This is a genomic window from Streptomyces griseiscabiei, assembly GCF_020010925.1.
GTDB lineage: Bacteria > Actinomycetota > Actinomycetes > Streptomycetales > Streptomycetaceae > Streptomyces > Streptomyces griseiscabiei.
Genome location: NZ_JAGJBZ010000002.1, coordinates 2,126,192 through 2,153,185 on the forward strand (window position 1 = coordinate 2,126,192; position 26,994 = coordinate 2,153,185).

General features: G+C 71.7%; 23 protein-coding genes. 13 read left to right on the top strand and 10 right to left on the bottom strand.

Going from position 1 to position 26,994, the window contains the following annotated elements; all coding sequences use genetic code 11:
• Positions 1-22 precede the first annotated feature (22 nt).
• From J8M51_RS26565 to J8M51_RS26575, 3 genes are read left to right on the top strand one after another with little or no spacing between them, the layout of a single operon-like run.
• Positions 23-1,240, top strand: a complete 1,218-nt coding sequence (locus tag J8M51_RS26565) for a CaiB/BaiF CoA transferase family protein (protein WP_267299528.1) — start codon at positions 23-25, stop codon at positions 1,238-1,240.
• On the top strand, positions 1,237-2,451 hold the full coding sequence (locus tag J8M51_RS26570; protein WP_216588274.1) for an acetyl-CoA C-acetyltransferase: 1,215 nt from the start codon (positions 1,237-1,239) through the stop codon (positions 2,449-2,451). The genes J8M51_RS26565 and J8M51_RS26570 overlap by 4 nt, the downstream gene beginning before the upstream one ends.
• A gap of 56 nt (positions 2,452-2,507) precedes the next feature.
• The gene (locus J8M51_RS26575; RefSeq protein ID WP_267299529.1) at positions 2,508-4,682 is read left to right on the top strand and encodes a 3-hydroxyacyl-CoA dehydrogenase NAD-binding domain-containing protein; all 2,175 of its coding nucleotides are present in this window, start codon (positions 2,508-2,510) and stop codon (positions 4,680-4,682) included.
• Positions 4,683-4,875: 193 nt separating this feature from the next.
• Here the strand turns inward: J8M51_RS26575 and J8M51_RS26580 are convergent, their stop codons facing one another.
• Positions 4,876-5,583 (bottom strand): MerR family transcriptional regulator, encoded by a 708-nt coding sequence (locus tag J8M51_RS26580; RefSeq protein ID WP_086754263.1) that lies wholly within the window; start codon positions 5,581-5,583, stop codon positions 4,876-4,878.
• A 120-nt stretch (positions 5,584-5,703) separates the two neighbouring features.
• Between J8M51_RS26580 and J8M51_RS26585 the strand changes: the two genes are divergently transcribed.
• Complete coding sequence (locus tag J8M51_RS26585; protein WP_086754261.1) at positions 5,704-6,183, top strand: macro domain-containing protein; 480 nt, start codon at positions 5,704-5,706, stop codon at positions 6,181-6,183.
• Between the two features lie 105 nt (positions 6,184-6,288).
• Here the strand turns inward: J8M51_RS26585 and J8M51_RS26590 are convergent, their stop codons facing one another.
• Positions 6,289-7,800: a M1 family metallopeptidase gene (locus tag J8M51_RS26590; protein ID WP_086754259.1), complete on the bottom strand. Its 1,512-nt coding sequence runs from the start codon at positions 7,798-7,800 to the stop codon at positions 6,289-6,291.
• A 225-nt stretch (positions 7,801-8,025) separates the two neighbouring features.
• On the opposite strand from J8M51_RS26590, the gene J8M51_RS26595 reads away from it, so the two are divergent.
• The 3 genes from J8M51_RS26595 (at position 8,026) to J8M51_RS26605 (ending at position 13,076) form a co-directional block, all read left to right on the top strand.
• Positions 8,026-9,990 (top strand): Xaa-Pro dipeptidyl-peptidase, encoded by a 1,965-nt coding sequence (locus J8M51_RS26595; RefSeq protein WP_086754257.1) that lies wholly within the window; start codon positions 8,026-8,028, stop codon positions 9,988-9,990.
• Positions 9,987-11,264 carry a M14 family metallopeptidase gene (locus J8M51_RS26600; RefSeq protein WP_086754255.1) on the top strand — a complete coding sequence of 426 codons (1,278 nt, stop codon included), beginning with the start codon at positions 9,987-9,989 and terminating at the stop codon, positions 11,262-11,264. The genes J8M51_RS26595 and J8M51_RS26600 overlap by 4 nt, the downstream gene beginning before the upstream one ends.
• 84 nt (positions 11,265-11,348) lie before the next feature.
• The gene (locus J8M51_RS26605; protein ID WP_086754253.1) at positions 11,349-13,076 is read left to right on the top strand and encodes a BCCT family transporter; all 1,728 of its coding nucleotides are present in this window, start codon (positions 11,349-11,351) and stop codon (positions 13,074-13,076) included.
• 120 nt (positions 13,077-13,196) lie between these two features.
• Here J8M51_RS26605 and J8M51_RS26610 read toward each other — a convergent pair whose 3' ends face one another.
• Entirely contained in the window at positions 13,197-14,132 is a 936-nt protein-coding gene (locus J8M51_RS26610; protein WP_086754251.1) for an FAD-dependent oxidoreductase, read from the bottom strand.
• A 90-nt stretch (positions 14,133-14,222) separates the two neighbouring features.
• On the opposite strand from J8M51_RS26610, the gene J8M51_RS26615 reads away from it, so the two are divergent.
• Both J8M51_RS26615 and J8M51_RS26620 read left to right on the top strand, forming a co-directional pair.
• Positions 14,223-15,257 carry an oxidoreductase gene (locus tag J8M51_RS26615; protein WP_086754249.1) on the top strand — a complete coding sequence of 345 codons (1,035 nt, stop codon included), beginning with the start codon at positions 14,223-14,225 and terminating at the stop codon, positions 15,255-15,257.
• A 183-nt stretch (positions 15,258-15,440) separates the two neighbouring features.
• Entirely contained in the window at positions 15,441-17,081 is a 1,641-nt protein-coding gene (locus J8M51_RS26620) for an ABC-F family ATP-binding cassette domain-containing protein (RefSeq protein ID WP_267299530.1), read from the top strand.
• 87 nt (positions 17,082-17,168) lie between these two features.
• Here the strand turns inward: J8M51_RS26620 and J8M51_RS26625 are convergent, their stop codons facing one another.
• From J8M51_RS26625 to J8M51_RS26635, 3 genes are all read right to left on the bottom strand, one after another.
• The gene (locus J8M51_RS26625; protein WP_267299531.1) at positions 17,169-19,553 is read right to left on the bottom strand and encodes a Tex family protein; all 2,385 of its coding nucleotides are present in this window, start codon (positions 19,551-19,553) and stop codon (positions 17,169-17,171) included.
• A 103-nt stretch (positions 19,554-19,656) separates the two neighbouring features.
• Positions 19,657-19,800, bottom strand: coding sequence for an LPFR motif small protein (locus tag J8M51_RS26630; RefSeq protein ID WP_179202933.1), 144 nt, complete (start codon positions 19,798-19,800; stop codon positions 19,657-19,659).
• 80 nt (positions 19,801-19,880) lie between these two features.
• Positions 19,881-20,747 (bottom strand): SCO6745 family protein, encoded by an 867-nt coding sequence (locus tag J8M51_RS26635; RefSeq protein ID WP_086753530.1) that lies wholly within the window; start codon positions 20,745-20,747, stop codon positions 19,881-19,883.
• Between the two features lie 111 nt (positions 20,748-20,858).
• Between J8M51_RS26635 and J8M51_RS26640 the strand changes: the two genes are divergently transcribed.
• Both J8M51_RS26640 and J8M51_RS26645 read left to right on the top strand, forming a co-directional pair.
• Positions 20,859-21,812, top strand: coding sequence for a GlxA family transcriptional regulator (locus tag J8M51_RS26640; RefSeq protein WP_086753528.1), 954 nt, complete (start codon positions 20,859-20,861; stop codon positions 21,810-21,812).
• Between the two features lie 60 nt (positions 21,813-21,872).
• Positions 21,873-22,508 carry a DJ-1/PfpI family protein gene (locus tag J8M51_RS26645; RefSeq protein WP_086753526.1) on the top strand — a complete coding sequence of 212 codons (636 nt, stop codon included), beginning with the start codon at positions 21,873-21,875 and terminating at the stop codon, positions 22,506-22,508.
• A gap of 18 nt (positions 22,509-22,526) precedes the next feature.
• On the opposite strand, the gene J8M51_RS26650 is transcribed toward J8M51_RS26645, so the two are convergent.
• Positions 22,527-23,270: an enoyl-CoA hydratase/isomerase family protein gene (locus J8M51_RS26650; protein WP_086753524.1), complete on the bottom strand. Its 744-nt coding sequence runs from the start codon at positions 23,268-23,270 to the stop codon at positions 22,527-22,529.
• A gap of 70 nt (positions 23,271-23,340) precedes the next feature.
• Between J8M51_RS26650 and J8M51_RS26655 the strand changes: the two genes are divergently transcribed.
• The gene (locus J8M51_RS26655) at positions 23,341-24,051 is read left to right on the top strand and encodes an HdeD family acid-resistance protein (RefSeq protein WP_086753522.1); all 711 of its coding nucleotides are present in this window, start codon (positions 23,341-23,343) and stop codon (positions 24,049-24,051) included.
• Between the two features lie 173 nt (positions 24,052-24,224).
• Positions 24,225-24,740 (top strand): ATP-binding protein, encoded by a 516-nt coding sequence (locus J8M51_RS26660; protein WP_086753520.1) that lies wholly within the window; start codon positions 24,225-24,227, stop codon positions 24,738-24,740.
• Positions 24,741-24,796: 56 nt separating this feature from the next.
• Here the strand turns inward: J8M51_RS26660 and idi are convergent, their stop codons facing one another.
• From idi to J8M51_RS26675, 3 genes are all read right to left on the bottom strand, one after another.
• Entirely contained in the window at positions 24,797-25,390 is a 594-nt protein-coding gene (idi, locus tag J8M51_RS26665; protein ID WP_086753539.1) for an isopentenyl-diphosphate Delta-isomerase, read from the bottom strand.
• A gap of 125 nt (positions 25,391-25,515) precedes the next feature.
• The gene (locus tag J8M51_RS26670; RefSeq protein ID WP_086753518.1) at positions 25,516-26,037 is read right to left on the bottom strand and encodes a GNAT family N-acetyltransferase; all 522 of its coding nucleotides are present in this window, start codon (positions 26,035-26,037) and stop codon (positions 25,516-25,518) included.
• The gene (locus J8M51_RS26675; RefSeq protein ID WP_086753516.1) at positions 26,028-26,966 is read right to left on the bottom strand and encodes a cation diffusion facilitator family transporter; all 939 of its coding nucleotides are present in this window, start codon (positions 26,964-26,966) and stop codon (positions 26,028-26,030) included. Before J8M51_RS26675 ends, J8M51_RS26670 begins: the two co-directional genes overlap by 10 nt.
• Positions 26,967-26,994 lie beyond the last annotated feature (28 nt).

The window sequence follows — 26,994 nt, forward strand, 5'->3', positions numbered from 1 at the left end:
GGTCGCCGAGCATGGGGGCTCCATGGCAGTGGCGAAGACGCCCGGGCACGGACCGCTCGCCGGTGTGCGCGTGGTGGAGCTCGCGGGCATCGGCCCGGGACCGTTCGCCGCCATGCTCCTCGCCGACCTCGGCGCCGACGTCGTCCGCGTCGACCGGCCGGGCGGCGCCGGCCTCGCCGTGAACCCGCTGTACGACGTCACCAACCGCAACAAACGCTCGGTGATCGTCGACCTGAAGTCCCCGGGCGGCCCGGACACCGTCCTCGACCTGGCCGAACGCGCCGACATCCTGATCGAGGGCTACCGGCCGGGCGTCGCCGAACGCCTCGGCGTCGGCCCCGGGCCCTGCCACGCCCGCAACCCGAGGCTCGTCTACGGCCGGATGACCGGCTGGGGCCAGCAGGGCCCCCTCGCCCCCCGCGCCGGACACGACATCGCGTACATCGCCCTCACCGGCACCCTCGGCATGATCGGCACCCCCGGCACCCCGCCACCCGCCCCCGCCAACCTCCTCGGCGACTACGCGGGCGGCTCCCTCTATCTCGTCGTCGGTGTCCTCGCCGCCCTCCACCACGCCCGCGCCACCGGCACCGGCCAGACCGTGGACGCGGCCATCGTGGACGGCGCCGCCCACCTCTCGGCGATGCTCCACGGCATGCTGGCCGCCGGCGGCTGGCAGGACCGCCGCGCCGCCAACCTCCTCGACGGCGGCTGCCCCTTCTACGGCACCTACGAGACCGCCGACGGCCGGTACATGGCCGTCGGCGCCCTGGAGCAGCGGTTCTACGAGGAGTTCATCGACCTCCTCGGCATCAAGGACCGTGCCCCGGCCCGCAAGGACACGGCCGCCTGGGGCGCGCTGCGCGAGACGGTCGAGGCCCGCTTCCGGACCCGTACACGGGACGAGTGGACGGCCGTCTTCGAGGGCTCCGACGCCTGTGTGGCCCCCGTCCTCACGCTCCGCGAGGCCCCGCACCACGCGCATCTCGCGGCCCGGGGCACCTTCACCGACTTCGGCGGCATCACCCAGCCCGCCCCCGCGCCCCGCTTCTCCGCCACCCCCACCTCGGTCCGCACCGGCCCGGCCCAGCCGGGCGCCGCCCTGGCGGACGTGGCGGACGACTGGGGCATACCCGGCCTCCTGGAGGACACCTCCGGCCCGGCCCCCTCCGCCCGGGACACCGACCCGCACCGGCCTCCGGGCCGCACCCTCCCGCCACTGGAAAGGCCAGACTCGTGAGCACCGAAGCGTACGTGTACGACGCGATCCGCACCCCGCGCGGTCGCGGCAAGGCGAACGGCTCCCTGCACGGCACCAAGCCCATCGACCTCGTCGTCGGCCTGATCCACGAGGTCCAGAACCGCTTCCCCGGCCTCGACCCGGCCGCCGTCGACGACATCGTGCTCGGTGTCGTGGGCCCCGTCGGCGACCAGGGCTCCGACATCGCCAGGACCGCCGCGATCGCCGCCGGGCTGCCCGACACGGTCGCCGGCGTCCAGGAGAACCGCTTCTGCGCCTCGGGTCTTGAGGCCGTCAACCTGGCCGCCGCGAAGGTCCGTTCGGGCTGGGAGGACCTGGTGCTCGCGGGCGGTGTCGAGTCGATGTCCCGGGTGCCGATGGCCTCGGACGGCGGCGCCTGGTTCAACGACCCGATGACCAACCTGGCCGTCAACTTCGTACCGCAGGGCATCGGCGCCGACCTCATCGCCACGATCGAGGGATTCTCCCGGCGCGATGTGGACGAGTACGCGGCGCTGTCCCAGGAGCGGGCGGCGGAGGCATGGAAGGACGGCCGCTTCGACCGGTCCGTCGTCCCCGTCAAGGACCGCTCCGGCCTGGTGGTCCTCGACCACGACGAGTACATGCGGCCCGGCACGACCGCCGACTCCCTCGCCAGGCTGAAGCCGTCGTTCGCGGACATCGGCGAGCTGGGCGGCTTCGACGCGGTGGCGCTGCAGGAGTACCACTGGGTCGAGGAGATCGACCACGTCCACCACGCGGGCAACTCCTCCGGCATCGTCGACGGCGCGTCCCTCGTCGCCATCGGCAGCAAGGAGATCGGCGAGCGCTACGGCCTGCGCCCGCGCGCCCGGATCGTCTCCGCCGCGGTCTCCGGCTCCGAGCCCACCATCATGCTCACCGGCCCCGCGCCCGCGACCCGCAAGGCCCTCGCCAAGGCCGGGCTGACCATCGACGACATCGACCTCGTCGAGATCAACGAGGCGTTCGCCGCCGTGGTGCTGCGCTTCGTCCGGGACATGGGCCTCTCCCTCGACAAGGTGAACGTCAACGGCGGCGCGATCGCCCTCGGCCACCCGCTCGGCGCGACCGGGGCGATGATCCTCGGCACCCTCGTCGACGAGCTGGAGCGGCAGGACAAGCGGTACGGCCTGGCCACGCTGTGCGTGGGCGGCGGCATGGGCGTCGCGACCATCGTCGAACGCGTGTGAAACCCGGCGGAACCAAGAGACTTCTGAACCAAGAGACTTCTACGGAGACCCCCGCTATGACCGTGAGCACCACCATCCGCTGGGAACAGGACCGCACGGGCCTCGTCACCCTCGTCATCGACGACCCGAACCAGTCCGCGAACACCATGAACCAGGCGTTCCGCGACTCCCTCGCGGTCGTCACCGACCGGCTGGAGGCGGAGAAGGACACCATCCGCGGTGTCGTCATCACCTCCGCCAAGAAGACCTTCTTCGCCGGCGGCGACCTCCGCGACCTCATCCGGGTCACCCCCGACACCGCCCAGGAGCTGTTCGACGGCGGCCTGGAGATCAAGCGGAACCTGCGCCGTATCGAGACCCTCGGCAAGCCGGTCGTCGCCGCGATCAACGGCGCGGCCCTGGGCGGCGGCTACGAACTGGCCCTCGCCTGCCACCACCGCGTCGCCCTCGACGCCCCCGGCTCCAAGATCGGCTGCCCCGAGGTCACCCTCGGTCTGCTCCCCGGCGGCGGCGGTGTCGCCCGCACCGTACGGCTGCTGGGCATCGCCGACGCCCTGCTGAAGGTGCTGCTCCAGGGCACCCAGTACACCCCGCGACGCGCCCTGGAGAACGGCCTGATCCACGAAGTGGCCGCCACCCAGGACGAGTTGATGGACAAGGCCCGGGCCTTCATCGACGCCAACCCCGAGTCGCAGCAGCCCTGGGACAAGCCCGGCCACCGCATCCCCGGCGGCACGCCCGCCCACCCGAAGTTCGCGGCGAACCTCCCCGCGTTCCCCGCCACCCTGCGCAAGCAGACGAACGGCGCGCCCTACCCGGCGCCGCGCGCCATCCTCGCCGCCGCCGTCGAGGGCGCCCAGGTCGACTTCGAGACCGCCCAGGTCATCGAGGCGCGCTACTTCGTGGAGCTGGCGGCGGGCCAGACCTCGAAGAACATGATCCAGGCCTTCTTCTTCGACCTCCAGGCCGTCAACTCCGGCGCGAACCGCCCCAAGGGCGTCGAGCCCCGCCAGGTCCGCAGGGCCGCCGTCCTCGGCGCCGGGATGATGGGCGCGGGCATCGCCTACTCGTGCGCCCGCGCGGGCATCGACGTCGTCCTCAAGGACGTGACCCCCGAGGCGGCGGCCCGGGGCAAGGCCTACTCGGAGAAGCTCTGCGCCAAGGCGGTCGCCAAGGGCCGCACCACCCAGGAGAAGGCCGACGCCCTCCTCGCCCGGATCACGCCCACCGCCGATCCGGCGGATCTCGCGGGCTGCGACGCCGTCATCGAGGCCGTGTTCGAGAACACCGAGCTGAAGCACAAGGTCTTCCAGGAGATCGAGGGGGTCGTCGCACCGGACGCCCTGCTCTGCTCCAACACCTCCACCCTCCCCATCACCGAGCTGGCCGAGGGCGTCGTCCGCCGGTCCGACTTCATCGGGCTGCACTTCTTCTCGCCCGTCGACAAGATGCCGCTCGTCGAGATCATCAAGGGCGCGGAGACGGGTGACGAGGCCCTGGCCCGTGCCTTCGACCTCGTCCGGCAGATCAAGAAGACCCCGATCGTCGTCAACGACTCGCGTGGTTTCTTCACCTCCCGGGTCATCGGGCACTTCATCAACGAGGGTGTCGCGATGGTGGGCGAGGGCATCGAGCCCGCGTCCGTCGAACAGGCCGCGGCCCAGGCGGGTTACCCCGCGAAGGTGCTCTCCCTCATGGACGAGCTGACCCTCACCCTGCCGCGCAAGATCCGGGCCGAGTCCCGGCGGGCCGTGGAGGAGGCGGGCGGCACCTGGGTGGAGCACCCCGCCGACACGGTCATCGACCGCATGGTCGACGAGTTCGCCCGTCCGGGGCGCAGTGGTGGCGCGGGCTTCTACGACTACGCCCCCGACGGCAGCCGCGGCAAGCTGTGGCCCGGCCTCCGTGAGCACTTCACCCGGCCCGGCCACCGCATCCCCTTCCGCGACATGCAGGAACGCATGCTGTTCGCGGAGGCCCTGGACACCGTCCGCCTCGTCGAGGAGGGCGTCCTCACCTCGGTCGCCGACGCCAACATCGGCTCCCTCTTCGGCATCGGCTTCCCCGGCTGGACCGGCGGCGTCCTCCAGTACATCAACGGCTACGACGGCGGCCTCCCGGGCTTCGTCGCCCGCGCCCGCGAACTGTCCGACCAGTACGGCGACCGCTTCACACCGCCGGCTCTGCTGGTGGAGATGGCGGAGAAGGGGGAGCGGTTCAGCGACGAGTGAGCCCCGGGTCGGCGCAGGCCTTCCGCCAGCCCCGCGCCCCTGCTTTTCAGGGGCGCGGGGAACTGCGCGACCAGCCCCCACCGGACGAACGCCTGGGGGTCGAAGGGGCACAGCCCCTTCAGGATGGGACGGGTAGGGGCGGCGGGGCGAGGAAAGCCGGCGCACGGTCTCAGAACGCCGCTCAGGACTCCGCTCAGGACTCCGCGAGCCACTGCCCCAGCTCGTCCCGCAACGACCGCTGAAAGGTCGTCAACAAGGCCTGCACGACAAGCGGTTGCATATGCGCCGACAGGGACTTCACGGCCTGCGGATCACGCTCGGCCACCGCGTCGCGGAAGAGCCTCGACAACGCGTGGGCCGCCGCGCGCGCATGGTCGACCAGGACGGTCCGCGCGGCGAGGATCGACTCCTCGGACAGGGGTACGTCGAGCAGCTCCACCCCGAGCCGCAGCAGCCCGGGATCCACCCGCAGAGCGTCGCTGTCCCGCTCGGCCACCCCCAGCGCGACGAGCCGCTCCACCTCCTCCTCGCTGAGCGACCGCCCCGCCCGCCGGTCCAGCTCCGCACGGGTGACCGTCTCCACCGCGTCCGGCGCCCAGGACGCCACCACCGCGCGCTGGAGCGCGAGGTCGCGCGGGCCGAGGTCCGGCGGCAGCCGCCGCAGATACCGTTCGACGGCGGCGAGGGTCATGCCCTGCCGCTGCAGTTCCTCGATCAGCGCGAGCCGCGCGAGATGGTCCCGTCCGTAGTGACCGACCCGGCGCGGCCCGATCACCGGCGGCGGCAGCAGCCCCCGGGTGCCGTAGAAGCGGACCGTCCGCACCGTGATCCCCGCCCGCGCGGCCAGCTCGTCGACGGTGAGAACGATCTCCTCGGCGCCCTGCCCGGTGTCGGTCGTCATGCACAGCAGTATCACTGTCACACCGGTACCGCGGCACCTCGGTCACCGCCGACAAGCACCGCCGACAGGCACCGCCGGTTGTCAGTGCCGATTGTCAGTGCCGCCCCGTACGGTGGCGTCATGTCGGGGATCACCTACGTCCGGGGGGACGCCACCGTGCCGCTGGGCAAGGGCGTCAAGGTCATCGCCCATGTCAGCAACGACCTGGGCGGCTGGGGCAAGGGCTTCGTCCTCGCCCTGTCCCGCCGCTGGCCGGAGCCGGAGGCGGCCTACCGTGCCTGGCACCGCGACCGCGCGCACAACGACTTCGGACTCGGCGCCGCCCAGTTCGTCCAGGTCGGCCCCTACACCTGGGTCGCCAACCTGATAGGCCAGCGCGGCACCCGCACCGGCAGCAAGGGGGTCCCCGTCCGGTACGAGGCCATTGACACCGCCCTCGGCCTGCTCGCCGGCAAGGCCCTGGAGCTGGACGCCTCGGTCCACATGCCCCGCATCGGCTGCGGCCTCGCGGGCGGCAAGTGGTCCCGGGTCGAGCCCCTGATCACCGGCCGACTGGTCAGCCGCGGCATAGCGGTGACGGTGTACGACCACGGGGACTGACCCGGGACCGGTGAGCGGTGCTCCGCGCGAAGGAGCTGCCAGGACGCGGGCCTCCACCGAAGCGAAGGCCCGTAGGCCTGTCAGGGGCGCCCGCTCTCAGTGTCCTCACTGCCCACCCCTGTCCCCACGCCCATGAACGGAGTTCGTCGCCACGATCTTCTTCCAAGACTTCGGCGCCTTGGGAGCAACACCCGCCACAGCCAAGCCTCCCTGCTCAGCCGCGGCAGCACCCGGCTTCGACGGCTGGTACAGCCACGTATCGAACAGCGCCCCCAACGACTCCCCGGACACCTCCTCCGCATACGCGACGAAGTCGCCCACCGTCGCGTTGCCGTGCGCGTACTTCGCCGGCCACCCCTTCAGGATCGCGAAGAACGCCTCGTCCCCGATCTCGTCGCGCAGCGCCTGCAGTGCCAGCGCCCCCCGGTCGTAGACGGCCAGATGGAACTGGTTCTCCGGCCCCGGATCACCAGGCTTCACCGTCCAGAAGGGATCGTCGGCCGGATGGGAGGCGTAGACATAGTCCGCGATCTCCCGCGCCGTCCCCTCGTTCTCGTGCTCGGACCACAGCCACTGCGCGTACCGCGCGAAGCCCTCGTTGATCCAGATGTCCTTCCACCCGGCGACGGAGACGAGGTCGCCGTACCACTGGTGGGCCAGCTCATGGACGACCACGGACACGTTCGACCCGTTCGCGAACTGCCGTGGGCTGTAGAACGGCCGGGTCTGGGTCTCCAGCGCGTACCCGACCTGCGGGGTGTTGGGGACGTACCCGCCGAGCGCGTTGTACGGATACGGCCCGAAGTACTCCGTCAGCCAGTCGGCGACCTCGCCCGTACGCTCGACGCTGGCCCGGGCCGCCCCGTAGCTGTCGCCGATGTCCTTGCTGTAGGCGTTGACGATCGGGATGCCGTTCTCGGTCCGGCCGGTCGTGACGTCGAACCTCCCGACGGCGAGGGTGGCCAGATAGGTGGCCTGCGGCTTGTTCGACCGCCAGTTCCACCGGGTCCAGCCGGCGCGTGAACTCGTCGACTGGAGCGTGCCGTTGGAGATCGCCTGCGAGCCGTCCGGCACCAGCACGGACACGTCGTACGTGGCCTTGTCGAGCGGATGGTCGTTGCTGGGGAACCACCACCAGGCCGCCTCGGGCTCACCCGCCGCGACACCGCCGTCGGGGGTGCGGAGCCAGCTGGTGAAGCCGTACGCCTCCTTCGCGGACGGCACCCCGGCGTAGCGCACCACGACCGTGATCTCCGTGCCCTCGGGCAGCGGGTTGCGTGGTGTGATCTCCAGCTCGTGCTCGCCGGAGGTGGCGAACGTCGCCACGGCGCCGTTGACCCGGACCTCGCTCACGTCCAGCAGAAAGTCCAGATCGAAGCGGGAGAGATCCTCGGTGGTCCGGGCGAGCAGTGTCGCCGTACCTTCCAGACGGTCCGTCACCGGCTGGTACTTCAGCCGGAGGTCGTAGTGGGAGACGTCGTAGCCGCCGTTGCCGTAGGCCGGGTAGTAGGGGTCGCCGATCCCCGGCGCACCGGGCGCGAAGTCGGCCGCCGAGGCCGGGATCGCCAGCAGCAGGGAGGCCATGAACGCGCCCGGGGCGATGAGTCTGCGGTGCACGAATCACTCCAAGTCGTGGGGGGAGCTCTTGCGTGTGTCTGTGCGGAGCCTATTCAGTTCCTGTGGACCCGGTCGTGTCCATGGCCGCCGCCGTCACACGATCGCCATTCGGCCGACCTGGGCGACCCGGGCCCACGCTCCTTTCCGGCCACACCGTGGCCCGAAGCCTCGCGAGCCCCAAAAGGGCCTCTTTTGCACGGGAGTTGACCGCAGTACCGTCCGCGCATGCCGATACCAGTGCGACGCACACGCTTCACGATCTGGAGACCGCTCGCGACGGCGGCCACGGCCGCCGCCCTCACGGCCACGTTCCTCACCCCCGCGGTCGCCGGCACCCCGGCTCCCCGCAAGAGCCAACCGGTCTACTCGTACGACAACGCCGTCCGCGAGGCCGTCTGGGTGGACACCGGCCTGGACGGCGACCGCGACGGCCGGTCCGACCGGGTCGCCGTCGACATCGTCCGCCCGAGTGAACCGGCCGCGCGGGGCCGCAAGATCCCCGTGATCATGGACGCCAGCCCGTACTACTCCTGCTGTGGACGAGGCAACGAGAGCCAGCGCAAGACGTACGACGCGAACGGGAACGTCGTCCAGATGCCGCTGTTCTACGACAACTACTTCGTGCCCCGCGGCTACGCCTTCGTCGCCGTCGACCTCGCCGGGACCAACCGTTCCGACGGCTGTGTGGACGTCGGCGGCCGCTCCGACGTCCAGTCCGCCAAGGCGGTCGTCGACTGGCTCAACGGCCGGGGCAGGGCGTACACCACCCGCACGGGCACCACACGGACCAGGGCCGACTGGACCAACGGCAGAACCGGCATGATCGGCAAGAGCTACGACGGCACGATCGCCAACGGCGTGGCCGCCACCGGCGTCGAGGGCCTGGAGACCATCGTCCCGATCGGCGCGATCTCCTCCTGGTACGACTACTACTTCGCCGAGGGCGCCCCCCTCTACGACTCCGGCCCCGAATGGCTGTCGGACTACGTCGAGAGCCCCGCCGCCCGCGCGAAGTGCGGAGCCGTCCAGCGGGAACTCGTCGACGGGGCACCCCGCACCGGCGACCGGACCCCCCTCTGGACCGAACGCGACTACGTCAAGGACGCCCGGAAGATCGACGCCAGCGTCTTCGTCGTCCACGGACAGCAGGACCTGAACGTCCGCGCCAAGCACTTCGGCCAGTGGTGGGACGCCCTCGCGAAGCACGGCGTGGAGCGGAAGATCTGGCTCTCCCAGACCGGCCATGTCGACCCCTTCGACTTCCGCCGCGCGGAGTGGGTCGACACCCTGCACCGCTGGTTCGACCATGAACTCCTCGGCTACGACAACGGCGTCGACGACGAGCCGATGGCCGACATCGAACGCCACCCGGACCGGTGGGAGACCGCCAAGGTCTGGCCGCCGCGTGCCACGAAGGCCACCACCCTCCGCCCGGCCCGGGGCGACGAACCCGGTGTCGGCACCCTCGGCCTGCGCAAGCGGCCCGGCACCGAGACCTTCACCGACGACCCCGCGCTGAACGAGACCGACTGGGCCGCCCACGTCGACCGGTCCACCCCCGAGAAGGCCGGCTTCGTCACTCCGCCGCTCACCAGGGCCCTACGGCTCTCCGGCTCCTCCCGGGTGACCGTGACCGCCACGCCCACCACCTCCACCGCGCACCTCTCGGCGGTCCTCGTGGACCTCGGCCCGGACACCGTCCGCGACTACGCCGCCGCCGGCGAGGGCATCACCACCCTCACCGAGCGCAGCTGCTGGGGCCCGAGCACCACCGGCGACAGCTCCTGCTTCCGCGAGACCACCGCCAGGACGGCCGACGTCGACTACACGATCTTCAGCCGCGGCTGGGCCGACCTCGGCAACCACTCCTCCACCACCGGCGCCCCGCTCACCCCCGGCCGCCCGTACACGATCACCCTCGATCTGCACGCGAGCGACCACGTCGTACCGAAGGGGCACCGTCTCGCGCTGATCGTCGCGGGCACCGACAAGGACCTGATCGACCCGCCGTCGAGCACCCCCACGCTGACCCTCGACCTCCGGCGCACCTCCGCGAAGGTCCCGCTGGTCGGCGGCGCCCCGGCCTTCACGAAGGCCACCTCGGGCAGCACCGCCCGCCCGCGGTCGTCGGTCCTCGACGGCGTGCGCGACCCGAGCCGGGCCGCCCGCGTCCCGGGCGGTGGCGTATGAGGGCCCGTATCGCGACCCTGATCGCCACCGCGCTCGCCGCGCCCCTCCTCGCGACGCCCGCGCAGGCGGACACCGCCGACAGCGCCCTGCCGCGCACCGGTTTCGAACAGTCGGACGGTGCCCGGTGGACCGGCCAGCCGGAGGAGCGGGAGTTCCTGGCCGCCGTCGACCGGCGGAGCGACCGGGTGTCGATCACCCGCATCGGCACGACCGAGCAGGACCGTCCGCTCCGGCTCGTCCGCATCGGCACCCGCCCCACCTCCCGCACGGTCCTCCTCATCTGCAGCCAGCACGGCGACGAGCCCTCCGGCCGCGACGCCTGCCTCACCACCATCCGCGACCTCGCCTTCGCCAGGGACCGGCGGACCGAGCGGCTGCTGCGCTCCACCACCGTCCTCGTCGTGCCCACCGCCAACCCCGACGGCCGGGCCGCGAACACCCGGGGCAACAGCGACGGCGTCGACATCAACCGCGACCACCTCGCCCTGCGAACCGCCGAGGCACGGGCACTCGCCGCCGTCCTCCGCGACCGCGAGCCCGACATCGTCTACGACCTGCACGAATACGGCGCCACACCCCTGTACTACGACAAGGACCTCTTCGACCTCTGGCCGCGCAACCTCAACACCGACCCGGCCGTCCACTCCGAGGCCCGCAGGCTCTCCCTCGACCACGTCCGCCCGGCCGCCGAAACGGCCGGCCACTCGACCGGCACCTACGGCATCTGGACCGACCCGGTCACCGGCGACCCGATCCGTCAGGTCGCGGGCGACGGCCAGGAACGCATCCTGCGCAATATGTCCGGAATCAAGCACTCGGTCGGCCTGCTGATCGAGAGCCGGGTGGACCCGCCGACGGCCGACACCCCGGAACCGGTCAACAACCGGCGCCGGATGCACTCCCAACTCGCCGCCCTGAAGGGCCTGTTCGGCTTCGCGGCGGAACGCGGCCGACAGGTCGACCGGGTGACCGGCGCGGCCCGGCTCGCGGGTCTGCGCGACACCGGCCCGGTCTACGTCGGCGGCGCCGACAACGACCCCGCCGAACCGGCCGAGGTGATCCAGGACCCGCCCTGCGGCTACCGGCTCACCGCGGAGCAGTACGAGGAGTACGCCGACGAGCTGAACCTGCACGGAGTGCGCGTTCGCCCAGGTGACGACGGGGCCGGCGTGCTCGTACCGCTGCGCCAGCGGCTGCGCGCGCTCGTGCCGCTGCTGCTGGACGCGCGGGCGCCGTACCGCCTCACGGAGGGGGTTCCCGACACCACCTGTTGAACAAGTAGGGGTCGGCGTCACATGTGGTAGGGGTTCCTGGGCAGGAGAGAGTCAGTTCCAGCCATTCGCCGAAAGGTTCCACCTGTGACGCACGATCATCACACCACCCACCACGGGAGAGGCGCGCTTCCGGGTTCGGAGGCGGGTCTCTCCGGCGGCGGGCGGCCCCGGACGGACCGCGTCGTGTTCGGAGTGACGGCGGCACTCACCCTCGCCTTCGTGCTCTGGGGCGCCATCTGGACCGACTCGCTCGAAACCGCCTCCGGCAAGATGCTGAACGGCCTGATCCACAACGGTGGCTGGGCCTTCATGCTGGCCGCCTCCTGTTTCGTCGTCTTCGCCCTGTGGCTCGCAGTCAGCCGCTACGGCCGCATCCACCTCGGCGTCGAGGGCGAGAAACCCGAGTTCCGCACGGTCTCCTGGGTCGCCATGATGTTCAGCGCCGGTATGGGCATCGGCCTGATGTTCTACGGCGTGAGCGAGCCCCTCGCCCACTACACCTCGCCCCCGCCGGGCACCGACCCCGCCGGTTCCGGCGAGCGCATGGAAACGGCGATGGCGACCACCCTGTTCCACTGGACGCTGCACCCCTGGGCGATCTACGCGGTCGTCGGCCTCGCCATCGCCTACAGCACCTTCCGCAAGCAGCGCCGCCAGACCATCAGCGCCGTCTTCACCCCGCTGATCGGCGAGAAGAACGCGAACGGCACCGCCGGCCGGGTCATCGACATCCTCGCGATCGTCGCCACGATCTTCGGCTCGGCGGCCTCGCTCGGTCTCGGCGCCCTCCAGATCGGCTCCGGCTTCACGGAACTGAACTGGATGAACAAGGTCAGCACCGGTCTGCTCGTCGGCATCATCGCCGTCCTGACCCTCGCCTTCGTCGCCTCGGCCGTCTCCGGCGTGGAGAAGGGCATCCAGTGGCTGTCCAACACCAACATGGTGCTGGCGCTGGTGCTCGCGGTCTTCGTCTTCGTCGCGGGCCCGACCATCCTGGTCCTCGACCTGCTGCCCACCTCGGTCTTCTCCTACCTCGGCGACCTGCCCCAGCTCGCGGGCCGCACCGAGGCCTCCGGCGGCGACGGCGTCGCCGACTGGCTCGGCAGCTGGACCGTCTTCTACTGGGCGTGGTGGATCTCCTGGACGCCCTTCGTCGGTATGTTCATCGCCCGCATCAGCCGGGGCCGCACGATCCGCCAGTTCGTCGGCGGGGTCATCCTCGTCCCCGGCTCGGTCAGCCTCGTCTGGTTCGCGGTCTTCGGCGGTACGGCGATGAAGCTGCAGGAGCAGGGCCGCATCGGTGAGGAGGCCACACCCGAGGGCCAGCTCTTCGCCGTCCTCCACGAGTTCCCCATCGCCACGGTCTCCAGCCTCCTCGTGATGATCCTCGTCGGCATCTTCTTCGTCTCCGGCGCCGACGCCGCCTCCATCGTGATGGGCACGCTGTCCCAGCGCGGCGCGCTCGAACCCGGCCGTTTCGTCGTCGTCTTCTGGGGTGTCGTCACGGGGGCCGTCGCCGCGATCATGCTCCTCGTCGGCAGCGGGCAGGGCGACGCCCTCACGGGCCTGCAGAATCTGACGATCCTGGCCGCCGCGCCCTTCGTCCTCGTGATGATCGGCATGTGCGTCGCCATGATGCGCGACCTGCGCCGCGACCATGTCATCGTGCGCGAGGAGATGGCCTCCGAAGCGGTCGAACTCGCCGTCATCGAGGGCCACAAGCGCTACGACGGCGAGTTCGAGATCAGGGTCGGCCCGGGCCAGGGCACGGACATCGAGGGCGACCCGATCGGCAGCCATCACCCGGAGTGAGCACTGTGCGGGGGCTGGTGGGCAACGAGCGCCCCGTCGGGGGCGCCGGGCTGTGCCGATACGCGGCCTCGCCGCGTGAGCGCGACCAGCCCCCACAACCCGCACCCGACCTACGGCCGTTCAAGCCGTGGTCAGTCGCGCGGCGACCTCCGCACAGCCCCAGGCGACCGTCACCCCGGCCCCACCGTGCCCGTAGTTGTGCACCAACACCCGCCCGCCCGGCAGGACTTCCCGCTCCAGACGGACCGCCGGGCGGGCCGGCCGCAACCCCACCCGGTGCTCGATGACCCGCGCCCCGGCGATCTCGGGCCGAAGGGCCGCGCACCGCTCCACGATCTCCTCGGCGATCACCGGATCCGGCGTCAGTGTCCAGGCGTCCTCCTCCGCCGTACCCCCGAGGATCAACCCACCGGGCTGCGGCATGACATACGTACTCTTCGACCCGGAGTGATCCACGGAGGTGAGCCAGGTCGTGATCCCCGGGTTCTCCACCACGACCAACTGCCCCCGCACGGGCCGTACGGAGGCATCCGGGACCAGCTCCCGTGCCCCGATCCCCGTGCAGTTGACGACGACGGACGCCTCGACCGCCGCGAGATCGGTCACCGTACGTTCCTGCACCACCCCACCCGCCGCGACGAACCGCTCGCGCAGCCACCGCAGATGGACCGGCATGTCGATCAGCGGCAGCCGCGCCCACAGCCCGACCCCCGGGTACTCCTCGGCCGTCGCCACGCGCAGCCCCGCCACCCGTGAGGCCCACTCGCCGAGCCCGTCCAGCGCGGTCTCGCCGTGTACGCCCTCGACCATGCGTACGCCCGTCTCGTCCGGGCGGGCCGCCAACTCCTCGTACACGGACAGGGAGTCGAGCGCCCAGGCGCCGACGAGTTCCTCCGGTTCGATCCGGTAGGGCCACCACAGACCGCCCGCCACGGCGGACGTCGTGCGCTCTCCGGGCTCCCGTGCCCAGATCCGAACCCGTCCGCCGCGCTCCGCGAGAACGACGGCCGTCGTCAGACCGACGACCCCGCCACCGACCACGATCACGTCACTCATATCGCTGTTCGATTCATTGGCCACCCCGGGACGTTAACGGAATATGTCATGCCGTGCTCACAAGTCTGACTTTGTGGGGATACTCACACCATGTCCGCCGAATACGTGACCTTCGGCCTGGCGCCGGCGATGCGAGCCGGTGGCGTCCTCGCCAACGGTGACTACCAAGTGCACCGGGACTTCGTGGACTTCATGGTCGACGGACGCCCGCTGCTGTTCCAGCTCTCCGACCTCGACGCCGTCTCCCCCCTCGCCTCCGACATCCCGCCCTCGATCTTCACCGCGCAGGTGCGGGGCCTGCTCCTGGAGGCCGAGGCACCCCTCGCCCGCGGCCGTCACGTCATCTACGGCTGCCCCGAATGCGCCGACCTCGCCTGCGGCGCCGTGACCGCGGTGATAGAGCGCGACGGCGACGACTTCGTCTGGCGGGACTTCGCCTGGCAGACGGAGGAGGAGGCGGACCTGAAGCTCAACGGCTACACGGGCATCGGCCCCTTCCGGTTCCACGGCCCCGAGTACCGGAGCGCGCTGAAGTCCCTGCTGCGCGAGTCCGCCGCCGAGCCGTCGGGCCGGCGCCGGGTCCTCCTCATCGGTGCCCGGGTCGCGGTCCTCGCCAAACTCGCCGCGGCCCTGCGCGCGATCGGGATCGGCGCGGACATAGCGCACGACACCACCGGGGTGACCCCCGAGGAACTGCGCACCTACGGTGTGGTGGCCTTCGGCCGCGCCGTCGGCGAGACGGACCGTGCCGCGGTACGGCTCGCCTTCGACCGGGCGGGGGTGCGGGTCGAGTACGTCGACGGGCTCGCCCCGATCATCCCGCTCCTGGTCGCCCAGATCGAACACGCCCTCGACCGCAGCCCCACGGAACAGCGCCGCCTCACCCGCCTCGTCGCCGCCGGCGGCCAGGCCGGCATCGAGATCACCTCCACCTGCCGGGTGGAACTGACCGCCTACCGCCTGGACCGCCTCCACCGCCCGCACACCTACCGCTTCTTCGACGGCATCCTCCCGGCGGGCCAACACCGCATCGGCCTGGACACCAGGACGATGAGAGGAGACTCCTTCATCGTGGCCCGCACTGCGGAAACGGTGCTGGTGGAACCGATGGCGTACGACCGATAGGGGCGCGGGGAACCGCGCGAACGGGGTCCGGGGCGGAGCCCCGAAGCCTGTGACGGGGGGCCGAAGGGGGCGCGCAGCCCCCTGGGAGGATGGGACGGGTAGGGGCGGCGGGGGCGAGAAAAGGACGGAGCCGCCCCCACCACCACCCAGCGCCCCCACCCCCTGTCGTTAGGATCGCCCCTCGTGACCGCCACCCTCGTCGTCAAGAACCTCACCGCCGCCCACGGCGACCGCCCCCTCTTCTCCGGCCTGGACCTCGTCGTCGCCCCCGGAGACGTCATCGGCCTGGTCGGCGCCAACGGCGCGGGCAAATCCACCCTCCTCCGCCTCCTCGCCGGCCTGCTCCCCCCGGAGGAGGGCGAGCTACGGCTCTCCCCGCCCACGGCGAGCGTCGGCCACCTCCCGCAGGAGCCGGAGCGCCGCGAGGGCGAGACCGTACGCGAGTTCCTCGCTCGGCGCACGGGCGTCGCGGAGGCCCAGCGGGTGATGGACGAGGCCACGCAGGGCCTGGTGGACGGCGTGCCGGGCGCCGACGACGCGTACTCGGTGAGCCTGGAGCGCTGGCTCGACCTCGGCGGCGCCGACCTCGACGAACGCGCGGAGGAGGTCACCGACTCCCTCGGCCTCGCCGTCGACCTGGACCAGCCGATGACCGGCCTCTCCGGCGGCCAGGCGGCCCGCGCGGGCCTCGCCTCCCTCCTCCTCTCCCGCTACGACGTCTTCCTCCTCGACGAACCCACCAACGACCTCGACCTGGACGGCCTGGAACGCCTCGAACGCTTCGTCTCCGGTCTGCGCGCCGGCACGGTCGTCGTCAGCCACGACCGCGAGTTCCTCACCCGCACCGTCACCAAGGTCCTGGAGCTCGACCTCGCCCAGAACCAGATCAACCTCTACGGCGGCGGCTACGAGGCCTACCTGGAGGAGCGCGAGACGGCCCGCCGGCACGCCCGGGACGACTACGAGGAGTACGCCGACAAGAAGGCCGCCCTCCAGGACCGCGCCCAGACGCAGCGTTCCTGGATGGACAAGGGCGTCAAGAACGCGCGCCGCAAGGCGAACAACGACAACGACAAAATCGGCCGCAAGTTCCGCAGCGAGGCCAGTGAGAAGCAGGCCGCGAAGGCCCGGCAGACCCAGCGCATGATCGAACGGCTGGACGTCGTCGAGGAGCCGCGCAAGGAGTGGGAGCTGCGCATGGAGATCGCGGCGGCCCCGCGCTCCGGTGCGGTGGTCGCCACGATGCGCGACGCGGAGGTGCGGCGGGGCGACTTCGCCTTCGGCCCGGTGTCCCTGCAGATCGACTGGGCCGACCGGATCGCCATCACCGGCGCGAACGGCGCGGGCAAGTCGACCCTCCTGGGCGCCCTGCTCGGCCGGGTCCCCCTGGACTCGGGCCACGCGGCGCTCGGCTCGGGTGTCCTCGTCGGCGAGGTCGACCAGGCCCGGGGGCTCTTCCACGGCCCCGAGTCCCTCCTCGACGCCTTCTGCGCGGCCGTCCCCGACACGGAACCCGCCGAGGTCCGCACCCTCCTGGCCAAGTTCGGCCTGAAGGCCCACCACGTCCTACGCCCCGCGATCACCCTTTCCCCGGGCGAACGCACCCGCGCGGCCCTCGCGTTGCTCCAGGGCCGAGGCGTCAACCTCCTGATCCTCGACGAGCCCACCAACCACCTCGACCTCCCGGCCATCGAGCAGCTCGAATCCGCGCTCGACACGTACGAGGGCACGCTGCTCCTGGTGACCCACGACCGCCGCATGCTGGACGCGGTCAGGGTCACACGGCGCTTCGTGGTGGAGGCGGGGAAGGTGACGGAGAACTAGGCCCCGTCGCCGACTGCGGCCCGGCGGGGAACTGCGCGACCAGCCCCCACCGAACCCGCACTCACCTACTCACCCACCCCGAACCACTCACCCCCGCTTCTTGTCCACCAACCCCGCCCGCCGCAACGCATCAGCCATCGCACTGTTCGCCGGCGGCGGCGCCGCAGCCGCACCCCCCTGCCGCGAACCCCCACGCCCCTGCTGCCGAGGCGGCTGCCCCCCACGCCCTCCACGCTGGGGCCGGCCTCCCGGACCCCCCTGCCCCTGCGGCGCCCCCTTCGGCGCCGCCTCGTCCTCCAACCGCAGCGTCAACGAGATCCGCTTCCGCGGAATGTCGACGTCGAGCACCTTCACCTTCACGATGTCCCCGGGCTTGACCACATCCCGCGGGTCCTTCACGAACGTCTTCGACAGCGCGGAGACATGCGCCAGCCCGTCCTGATGGACACCGACGTCGATGAACGCCCCGAACGCCGCGACGTTCGTCACGACACCCTCCAGCACCATCCCGGACACCAGGTCGGAGATCTTCTCGACGCCGTCCTTGAAGGTGGCCGTCTTGAAGGCCGGCCGAGGATCCCGCCCCGGCTTCTCCAGCTCCTTGAGGATGTCGGAGACGGTCGGCAGGCCGAACGTCTCGTCCACGAAGTCCCCGGCCCTGAGCGACCGCAGCACCCCCGTGTTGCCGATGAGCGCCGCCACCTCCTGCCCGGAGGTCTTCACCATCCGCCGCACGACGGGGTACGCCTCCGGATGCACACTGGAGGCGTCCAGCGGATCGGAGCCGCCCCGGATCCGCAGGAAGCCCGCGCACTGCTCGTACGCCTTGGGACCGAGCCGCGCCACGCCCTTCAGCTCGGAGCGCGAGGTGAAGGGGCCGTGGGCGTCGCGGTGGGCCACGATGTTCTCGGCGAGCCCGGAGGAGATACCGGACACCCGGGAGAGGAGCGGCGCGGAGGCCGTGTTCACGTCCACGCCCACGCCGTTCACACAGTCCTCCACCACCGCGTCCAGCGAACGCGACAGCTTCACCTCGGACAGGTCGTGCTGGTACTGCCCGACACCGATCGACTTGGGGTCGATCTTCACCAGCTCGGCCAGCGGGTCCTGCAGCCGGCGTGCGATCGACACCGCGCCGCGCAGCGAGACATCCATCCCCGGCAGCTCCTGCGAGGCGAACGCCGACGCCGAGTACACGGACGCGCCCGCCTCGGACACCATCACCTTGGTGAGCTTCAACTCCGGGTGCCTGGTGATCAGTTCACCGGCGAGCTTGTCGGTCTCGCGGGAGGCCGTGCCGTTGCCGATCGCGATCAGGTCGACCGCGTGCGCCTCGGCGAGCCGCGCCAGCTTGGCGAGGGACTCGTCCCACTTGTTGGCGGGGACGTGCGGATAGATGACATCGGTGGCGACGACCTTGCCGGTGGCGTCCACCACGGCGACCTTCACGCCCGTACGGAAACCGGGGTCGAGGCCGAGCGTCGCACGGGTGCCGGCCGGGGCGGCGAGCAGCAGGTCGCGCAGGTTCGCCGCGAACACGTTGACCGCCTCGTCCTCGGCGGCCGTCCGCAGCCGCAGCCGCAGATCGATGCCGAGGTGGACGAGAATCCGGGTCCGCCAGGCCCAACGGACCGTGTCCTTCAGCCACTTGTCGGCGGGGCGGCCACGGTCGGCGATGTCGAAGCGATGGGCGACGATGCCCTCGTACGAGGACGGGCCGGGCTGCTCGGAGGGCTCCTCCGGCTCCAGCACGAGATCGAGGACGTCCTCCTTCTCACCGCGCAGCATCGCCAGGATGCGGTGGGAGGGCAGGTCGGTGAACGGCTCGGCGAAGTCGAAGTAGTCGGCGAACTTGGCGCCCGCCTCCTCCTTGCCGCCCTTGACCTTGGCGGCCAGCCGGCCCCGTACCCACATGCGCTCGCGCAGCTCGCCGATCAGGTCGGCGTCCTCCGAGAACCGCTCGGTGAGGATCGCCCGCGCGCCGTCCAGCGCGGCCTGCGGATCGGCGACGCCCTTCTCGGCGTCCACGAACGCCGAGGCGGCGGCCAGCGGGTCGACGGTCGGGTCGCCGAGCAGGCCCTCGGCCAGCGGTTCGAGACCGGCCTCGCGGGCGATCTGGGCCTTCGTGCGGCGCTTGGGCTTGAAGGGGAGGTAGATGTCCTCCAGCCGCGCCTTGGTCTCGGCGCCCCGGATCTGCGCCTCGACCTCGGGCGTCAACTTGCCCTGCTCGCGCACCGACTCCAGGATCGCCGTCCGCCGCTCCTCCAGCTCCCGCAGATAGCGCAGCCGCTCCTCCAGCGTGCGCAGCTGGGCGTCGTCCAGCATCTCGGTCGCTTCCTTGCGGTAGCGGGCGATGAAGGGCACGGTCGAACCGCCGTCGAGCAGCTCCACCGCGGCCTTGACCTGCCGCTCCCGTACGCCGAGCTCCTCGGCGATCCTGCCTTCGATGGACCCTACGAGGGGTGTCGTCACGTTGCCGTACCGCCTTCTCCACTGAGGTTGCGCGGCAATTGTGGCAGGTGGCACCGACAGCGGGGGCTCAGGGAGCGAAACGCGCGGCCCGATCCGGCCGTCCTCAGGCCCGCCGGGTCCGCCCGCCGCGGCGCGTCGAACCCGACGCGCCCCCGAAGAGCCGGGCCAGTGCCCGGAAGGGCAGCGTGACCACCGTCGCGATGGCCCCACCGATCTGTCGCAACACGTCTGCGATGGCGCGGAACACGTAGCTCTCCTTTCGTCTCCCGGCCCACCGGGCCAGGAACGATCGGGTACCGCGCCCCGCACGGTTCATGCCCGGTCCGTTCAGCGCTTGCCGATCATCCCGGCCGGGAACGCCCCCGCCCCGAGCATCGTCGTCACCAGCCCCGTCATCAGCTCGGTGAGCCGCTCCACCCCGGCCGCGCCCAGATGCTCGTACGGCGCCGCGTCGAGGCGGTCCGTCGCGTTCTCGATCTCCCGGCGGAAGGCGACGCCGGACTCCGTCAGCTCGCCCTCGGCGTCGAGCAGTCCGCGCTCCCGGAGCCGGGCCGTCGCGGCGTCCCAGTCGCCCCGGGACCAGCCACGGGTGCCCAGGGCCCACTTCGGTGCCATGCCCTTGCCGGTCGCGGAGTGGCTGGCCAGCGCCTCCACCGGGCCGAGCCCGGCGTCGAGGAGCACCGCGAGATGCCCGTCGCCCCGGTGCTCCCGCAGCAGCGTGGCCGCGTGCCAGAGCGCGAGATGAGGGCGCTCGGGTATGGGCAGATCGGCGTGCGCGGCGTACAGGGGGCGCGCGGTCCTCGTGCACGCCTCGGTGGCGCGCAGGGCCAGCTCCGCCGCCTCGGCGAGCTCCGCGGAGGCGATCAGGTCCTCGCCGAGCAACCGCCGCAGTGTGGCGTCGGCGGTGCGTTCACGGGCCGCCAGCACCACCGACGGCGACGCCGTCTCCCACACGGCCGGGACGTGCTCCGCCACCAGCTCGTGCCGGAAGTTGAAGAACGTGGCCGTCACCGCGCCCGCGCCGACACGGCCCAGGGCCGCCGCCCGCACCGCGAAGTACGCGGCCCGCGGGTCCGCCACCCCCACGGCGGTCAGCTCACGCCCCAGGTCCGGCGAGAAGTAGTGCGCGGAGTGGAACGGGTTGAGGAAGCCGTGACAGCGCCGCCCGGCGCGCTCCGGCAGAGAGGAAGTCATGCCCGGCAGGTTACCGACCGGTTGGTTGGTGGCTCACCGGTGGGGGCGCATGGCAGGAAAGGTGGGGTACCCGTCATTGCGGCCATGGCACGGACGCCCAAGAATCGAAGCATGCGAACCGTCCTGGCCGTCCTCTTCGACGGCGTGCAGAGCCTCGACGTCACCGGCCCGCTGGAGGTCTTCGCGGGCGCGGAACAGCACGCTCCGGGGACGTACCGCATCGTCACGGCCTCCCTGGACGGCGCACCCGTCCGCACCTCCAGCGGCCTCACCCTCGTCCCGGACCACGCCCTGGCCGACGCTCCCGCCCCGCACACCGTCGTCGTGCCGGGCGGCCGGGGCACCCGGAACCCCGCCCCCGGGATCATCGCCTGGCTGCGCGCGTCCGGCCCGCGCGCGGAGCGACTGGTCTCGGTCTGCACGGGCGCGATCCTGCTCGCCGAGGCGGGCTTCCTGGACGGCCGCCGGGCGACCACCCACTGGGCGTACTGCGACACCCTGGCCCGCAACCACCCGGCGATCGAGGTCGACCCGGACCCCATCTTCGTCCGCGACGGACATATCGCCACCTCCGCCGGTGTCACCTCGGGCATCGACCTCGCCCTCGCGCTCGTCGAGGAGGACATCGGCCGCGAGGCCGCCCTCGCCATAGCCCGCCATCTGGTCGTCTTCCTCCGCAGACCGGGCAACCAGGCCCAGTTCAGCGCTCAGCTCGCCGCCCAGACCGCCCGCCGGGAACCGCTGCGCGAGTTCCAGCAGTGGATCACCGAGCACCCCGGCGACGACCTGGGCGTGGAGCGGCTGGCCGCCCGCGCCCGGCTCTCGCCCCGGCACTTCGCCCGCGCCTTCCAGGCGGAGACGGGCATGACCCCGGGCCGGTACGTCGACCGCGTCCGCCTCGAACACGCCCGCCGCCTCCTGGAGGACACCTCCGACGGCGTCGAGGAGATCTCCCGCACCTGCGGCTACGGCACCTCCGAGGCCATGCGCCGCGCCTTCGTGAAGGCCCTCGCCACGTCCCCGGCGGAGTACCGCCGCCGCTTCCGCCCCGCCCCGACCGGCTGAGCCGCCCCGACCGACCGAGCGCTCCGACCGACCGAGCCGACCCCCACCGAAAGGTCCCCGATGCAGATCGCCATCGTCCTCTTCGACCGCTTCACCGCCCTCGACGCGGTGGGCCCCTACGAGATGCTCGTGCGGCTCCCCGACGCCGACCTCGTCTTCGTCGCGGAGGAGGCCGGCCCGGTCCGCTCCGACACCGGCTCACTCGCGATCACGGCCGACCGGACGCTCGCCGAGGTCCGGGCCCCGGACGTCGTCGTGGTGCCGGGCGGCCCCGGCCAGCTCGACCAGATGGAGAACGAGACCCTGCTCGACTGGCTGCGCACGGCGGACCGTACGAGCGTATGGACGACCTCCGTGTGCACCGGCTCGCTGCTGCTGGCCGCGGCGGGGCTCCTCGAAGGCCGCCGGGCCACCACGCACTGGCTCGGGCTGGACCACCTCCAGCGGTTCGGCGCCGAGCCCACGGGGGAGCGGGTGGTGATCGACGGCAAGTACGTCACAGCGGCCGGGGTGTCCTCCGGCATCGACATGGGCCTGACCCTGGTCGGCCGGATCGCGGGCGACGAACACGCCCAGGCCGTACAGCTGCTCACCGAGTACGACCCGCAGCCGCCCTACGACGCGGGCGCCCCGCACAAGGCGCCCGCCCATCTCGTGGAGGAGTTCCGCACCAAGAGCCGCTTCACCCCGCGGTGAGCCACCGGCGGCGCGGCCTCACACCGTCCAGGTGAACCGGGGCGGTCTGCGCTCCAGGAACGCGGCGACGCCCTCCGCGGTGTCGCCGCTGCCGCGGGCCTGCCCGGCCCAGTGGCCGTCGCGGTCGGTCCGGCCGTTCGCGAACTCCTTGGCCGCCGCCTGCGTCAGCTGGGAGCGGGAGACCAGCACCCGGGTGAACTCCGCGACGCGCGCGGCCAGTTCACCGGCGGGCAGCACCTCGTCCACCAGTCCCGTGCGCAGCGCCCGCTCCGCGTCGATCAACTCGCCGGAGAACAGCAGGTACTTGGCGGTGCCCGGCCCGACCAGCGACACCAGCCGCCGGGTGGAGGAGGACGCGTAGACGATCCCCAGCTTCGCCGGCGTGATCCCGAACAGCGTCCCCTCCTCCGCGAACCGCAGATCGCAGGCCGCCGCCAACTGGGCGCCGCCGCCCACACAGTGCCCGCGGATCGCCGCGAGGGTCGGCTTCGGGAACGCGGCGAGCGCCTCCTCGGCGAGGCAGGCCAACCCCTGGGCCTCGTCCGGCGACTCCCGTAGCGTGGAGATGTCGGCCCCCGCACAGAACGTCCCGCCCTCCCCGGTGAGCACCAGCACCCGTACACCGGGGTCGGCGGCCAGCCGGTCGAGCAGCGGCGGCAGCGCCCGCCACATCCCGGCCGTCATGGCGTTGCGCTTGGCCGGGTGGTGGACGACGACGGTCGCGACCCCGTCGGCGACGGTGTCCAACAGCTGAGGCTCCATGCACCGGATGCTAGCCACCCCTCCCGCCCATACGATCAAGAAGGGGCCCGGAACCGCGAGGAGGCCCCGCATGTTCGGATCCAGGAACGCCAAGGCCGCACCCACCGCGCGGGACGCCGCGTCCGCGCCCGCCGGGACGGGTGTGTACGCCGCCGAGGACCTGGACGCCGAGACCGCCCGGCTCAGCCGGGGCTTCGGCCGGCTCGCCGTGCTCGGTGTGGTCCTGGTGATCGCGGGGATCGTCGGACTCTGCTACGTCGGCTTCGCCACCCTGACCTCGATGATCCTCTTCGGCTGGCTGCTGCTGGTCGGCGGCGCGATCGGACTGCTGCACGCGGTCGAGGCGCGCGGCACCAACTTCTTCTGGCTCGGGGTCGTGGTCGCCGCGCTGAACATCGCGGCCGGTGTCGTCGTCATCAAGAGCCCGGAGGCGGCGGCCGAGGCGCTCACCATGTTCGCCGCGCTGCTCTTCCTGACCGGCGGGGTGTTCCGGCTGGTCGGCAGCCTCGTGGTGCGCGGCCCCCAGTTCGGCTGGACCCTCGTCCAGGGTGCCTTCGGACTCCTCCTCGGCATCCTGGTCCTCGCCTCGTGGCCGAGCAGCAGCAAGTACGTCATCGGTACCTTCTTCTCGCTCGCCCTGCTCTTCGACGGCCTCGGCCTGATCGCCACCGGCTTCGGCGGCCGGCGCGTCGTCGGTCTGGTCTCCGAGCGGCTCACGGAGAGTGAGCGGCCGCAGGAAGAAGGAGACAGGTCCGGCGGCAAACCCGTACAACCCGAATAGTTCCGAAAGCGGCACACCCCGAACAAGAGCGGTCGTGCGCCTGGCCGACTCGCTCGCAAGTGGTCCGAAAGTCGTCGATAGACGCTGACTTCTGTTCAGTTCTCCGTACGCAGCGCTGAGTTACCAACACTCGACCTGTGGTGACAATCGAGCGCAAGGGTGGCGACCGGACAATGGACGACCAAGGGCGCGGGAGCGACCCACGCCCTGACGGCGGCGGGCACGGCTCCGACGACCCGAGGCCGCCGGAGCCACTGCCCTACGAAGGGGTCTGGCGGTTCACCGCTGCCGCCGTCGACGCCTCGGTGCCGCATGCGCGGCGCGCCGTCCGGGACCTGCTCGCCCGACAGGGCGTGCCGATCTCGGACGACCTCGTCCAAGGACTTCTGCTGATCGTCTCCGAGCTGGTGACGAACGCCGTGAAACACGCGGCGCTCCTGTCGCCCACCCTCGCCGTCGAGGTCGCCGTCGGGGCGGAGTGGGTGCGGGTCTCGGTGGAGGACAGCCACCCCTACCGCCCGACCGCCCTGGAGACCGACCACGGCCGGCTCGGCGGCCGTGGTCTGCTCCTGGTGCGCGAGATCACGCTGGAGGCGGGCGGGGTCTGCGACGTCGAGCACACCGCGAGCGGCGGCAAGGTGATCTGGGTCGCCGTGCCGCTCGCACCCGCACGCCTGATCCAGGGGTGAGCACCCGGGAGTGAGGGATCGCCGGCCCCGGACCGGGACCGCCGATCCCCGGCGCGTCACCAGCCCGCGGCCGGTCCCGTCAGCTCTCTGATCGCCGGCCGGGCCATGTCCAGGACCGTCATGAACCACGCCGAGAAGGTGTCCTTGGCATGCCGCTCCGCCAGCTCGTCCGGGGTGACGAACGCGGTGTCCCCGACCTCCTCCGGATCCGGCCGCAGCGGGGCCTGCAACAGCCCGACGAAGAGGTGGTTGAACTCCTGCTCCACCAGGCCCGAGGCCGGATCCGGGTGGTTGTAGCGGACCGTGCCCGCCTCGCCGAGCAGCGCCGGGGAGACCCCCAGCTCCTCGTACGTCCGCCGCGCGGCCGCCGCGAAGGGGGACTCGCCCGGGTAGGGGTGGCCGCAGCAGGTGTTCGACCAGACACCGGGGGAGTGGTACTTGCCCAGCGCCCGCTGCTGGAGCAGCAGCCGTCCGCGCTCGTCGAAGAGGAAGACGGAGAAGGCCCGGTGCAGCAGCCCCGGCGGTTGATGGGCGGCCAGCTTTTCCTCGGTGCCGATCGTGGTGCCGTCCTCGTCGACCAGCTCCAGCAGGATCGCTTCCGTGGTGCCGCTCGGGGGACTGTGCATCGCGGTGGCAGGTGTGATCGGCATGCCCATCCTTCGCCTCGTTCTTCGAGCCTCAAGTTTGCCGCACGAAAACCGGCACTCCCGGCACTTCGCGCCAACCTGCATGTCCTACCCGCGCACCCCGCCCGAAGACACCTACGGACCGCGCGTCAGACCCCGAAGGCGGCCGGATACCTGATCGTGCCGGGTGCGACGGAAGCGGCACCGTCCAGTACCAGCGCCATCATCGCCTCGTCCGGCACATCGAAATCGGGCCGGATGCCGTACTCGGACGCCCGTACGAATCCAAAGCGCGGGTAGTACTCCGGGTGCCCGAGGACGAGGACGAGCCGCTCCTCCGCACGCGCGCGTGCCGCCTCCAGCGCCGCCCGTACGACGGCCGCTCCCGCCCCCTGCCGCTGGTGGTCCGGCAGCACCGCGACGGGGGCCAGCGCCAGCGCGGGCGTCTCGTCCACATGGCAGCGCGTGATCAGCGCGTACGCCGCGATCGAGCCGTCCGGCGCCTCGGCCACGTACGACAGCTCCGGCACCCAGGCCCCCGGGTCCTCGCGCAGCGCGTCGACGAGCCTTGCCTCCGCGTCGGTCTCGAAGGCGGCGGCGTTGACGCCGTACACCCCGGCCCGGTCCTCGGTCGTCTCCGGTCGTGTGGTCCAGTGGGTTCTCAGTGACACAGCTTCGCCTCGTGTTCCGCGTGGCCGCTCGGCTCCAGCTGGAAGGTGCAGTGCTCGACGTCGAAGTGGTCGCCGATGCAGCCCTGGAGGTCGTGCAGCATCTTCTCGTGGCCGATCGAGTCCAGCGTGTCGGAGCCGACCACCACATGGGCGGAGAGCACCGGCATACCGGAGGTGATCGTCCAGGCGTGCAGATCGTGGACGTCCTCCACACCCGGCAGCGCCAGTATGTGGGCCCGGACCTCGGCCATGTCGACGTTTTTCGGCGCCGCCTCCAGCAGCACGTCCAGGGTCTCGCGCAGCAGCTTCACCGTGCGCGGGACGATCATCAGACCGATGACCAGCGAGGCGATCGGGTCGGCGGCCTGCCAGCCGGTGAGCACGATGACCGTGCCGGAGATGATCACGGCCAGCGAGCCGAGCGCGTCCGCGGCCACCTCCAGGAAGGCACCCCGGACGTTCAGGCTCTCCTTCTGGCCACGCATCAGCAGGGTCAGCGAGATCATGTTCGCGACCAGACCGATGGCGCCGAACACGACCGCCAGCCCGCCCTCGGTCCCGGCCGGTGTGATGAAGCGCTGGATCGACTCGTACAGGATGTAGCCGCCGACGCCGAGCAGCAGCAGACAGTTGGCGAGCGCCGCGAGTATCTCGGCGCGGGCGTAGCCGAAGGTGCGGTTGCCGCTGGGCGGGCGGTTGGCGAAGTGGATCGCGAGGAGGGCCATGCCGAGGCCCACCGCGTCCGTCGCCATGTGGGCCGCGTCGGCGATGAGCGCCAGCGAATCGGCGAGCACACCGCCGACGATCTGGACCACCATGACGGTGAGCGTGATCGACAGCGCGATCCGCAGCCGCCCGCGGTACGCCGCCGCCGCCGTACCGGTGGTCGGCGCGTGGTGCGCGTGCCCGTGGTCATGACCGGCCCCCATGGAATCCGCCTTTCAGATGCGTCCGTTT

Excerpts from the sequence above, each read along its gene's own strand:
- J8M51_RS26645 (WP_086753526.1), top strand. The coding sequence starts at position 21,873 with ATGCAGATCGCCATCGTCCTCTTCGACCGCTTCACCGCCCTCGACGCG.
- J8M51_RS26640 (WP_086753528.1), top strand. The coding sequence starts at position 20,859 with ATGCGAACCGTCCTGGCCGTCCTCTTCGACGGCGTGCAGAGCCTCGAC.
- J8M51_RS26585 (WP_086754261.1), top strand. The coding sequence starts at position 5,704 with ATGTCGGGGATCACCTACGTCCGGGGGGACGCCACCGTGCCGCTGGGC.
- J8M51_RS26565 (WP_267299528.1), top strand. The coding sequence starts at position 23 with ATGGCAGTGGCGAAGACGCCCGGGCACGGACCGCTCGCCGGTGTGCGC.
- idi (WP_086753539.1), bottom strand. The coding sequence starts at position 25,390 with ATGCCGATCACACCTGCCACCGCGATGCACAGTCCCCCGAGCGGCACC.
- J8M51_RS26635 (WP_086753530.1), bottom strand. The coding sequence starts at position 20,747 with ATGACTTCCTCTCTGCCGGAGCGCGCCGGGCGGCGCTGTCACGGCTTC.
- J8M51_RS26580 (WP_086754263.1), bottom strand. The coding sequence starts at position 5,583 with ATGACGACCGACACCGGGCAGGGCGCCGAGGAGATCGTTCTCACCGTC.
- J8M51_RS26600 (WP_086754255.1), top strand. The coding sequence starts at position 9,987 with ATGAGGGCCCGTATCGCGACCCTGATCGCCACCGCGCTCGCCGCGCCC.
- J8M51_RS26595 (WP_086754257.1), top strand. The coding sequence starts at position 8,026 with ATGCCGATACCAGTGCGACGCACACGCTTCACGATCTGGAGACCGCTC.
- J8M51_RS26655 (WP_086753522.1), top strand. The coding sequence starts at position 23,341 with ATGTTCGGATCCAGGAACGCCAAGGCCGCACCCACCGCGCGGGACGCC.
- J8M51_RS26575 (WP_267299529.1), top strand. The coding sequence starts at position 2,508 with ATGACCGTGAGCACCACCATCCGCTGGGAACAGGACCGCACGGGCCTC.
- J8M51_RS26615 (WP_086754249.1), top strand. The coding sequence starts at position 14,223 with ATGTCCGCCGAATACGTGACCTTCGGCCTGGCGCCGGCGATGCGAGCC.
- J8M51_RS26660 (WP_086753520.1), top strand. The coding sequence starts at position 24,225 with ATGGACGACCAAGGGCGCGGGAGCGACCCACGCCCTGACGGCGGCGGG.
- J8M51_RS26675 (WP_086753516.1), bottom strand. The coding sequence starts at position 26,966 with ATGGGGGCCGGTCATGACCACGGGCACGCGCACCACGCGCCGACCACC.
- J8M51_RS26610 (WP_086754251.1), bottom strand. The coding sequence starts at position 14,132 with ATGAGTGACGTGATCGTGGTCGGTGGCGGGGTCGTCGGTCTGACGACG.
- J8M51_RS26650 (WP_086753524.1), bottom strand. The coding sequence starts at position 23,270 with ATGGAGCCTCAGCTGTTGGACACCGTCGCCGACGGGGTCGCGACCGTC.